Origin of the sequence: Streptomyces apricus (genome assembly GCF_008369065.1) — a bacterium.
Lineage (GTDB): Bacteria > Actinomycetota > Actinomycetes > Streptomycetales > Streptomycetaceae > Streptomyces > Streptomyces apricus.
In genome coordinates this window covers 1-645 of sequence record NZ_VDFC01000284.1, presented here as the reverse complement: position 1 = coordinate 645, position 645 = coordinate 1, and the positions used below count along the sequence as shown (strand labels likewise).

2 rRNA genes are annotated in these 645 nt (G+C 59.8%); both read left to right on the top strand.

Features of this window, described 5'->3' with window-relative positions:
• Positions 1–146, top strand: a 16S ribosomal RNA gene (locus FGF04_RS39705); the annotation flags it as partial.
• Positions 147–462: 316 nt separating this feature from the next.
• A 23S ribosomal RNA gene (locus FGF04_RS39700) occupies positions 463–645 on the top strand; the annotation flags it as partial.

Sequence of the window (645 nt, the reverse complement as noted above, 5' to 3'; positions counted from 1 at the left end):
CCCGTCACGTCACGAAAGTCGGTAACACCCGAAGCCGGTGGCCCAACCCCCTTGTGGGGAGGGAGCTGTCGAAGGTGGGACTGGCGATTGGGACGAAGTCGTAACAAGGTAGCCGTACCGGAAGGTGCGGCTGGATCACCTCCTTTCTAAGGAGCATCTAGGCCGCCAAGTCCGCTTGGTGGTCCAGGGCCATTACGTCGGCACACGTTCGACGGTGGTTGCTCATGGGTGGAACGTTGATTATTCGGCACTCTCAGTCATCTCGGGCTGCAAGTACTGTCCTTCACGGGGCGTGGAAAGCTGATCACGAGTGACGAGGGTGTCGGGCACGTTGTTGGGTGTCTGAGGGTACGGCCGTAAAGGCTGCCTTCAGTGCCGGCCCCAGTGCACTCCGGATTTGTTCCGGGGGTGATGGGTGGTTGGTCGTTGTTTGAGAACTGCACAGTGGACGCGAGCATCTGTGGCCAAGTTTTTAAGGGCGCACGGTGGATGCCTTGGTACCAGGAACCGATGAAGGACGTGGGAGGCCACGATAGTCCCCGGGGAGCCGTCAACCAGGCTTTGATCCGGGGGTTTCCGAATGGGGAAACCCGGCAGTCGTCATGGGCTGTCACCCACATCTGAACACATAGGGTGTGTGGAGGG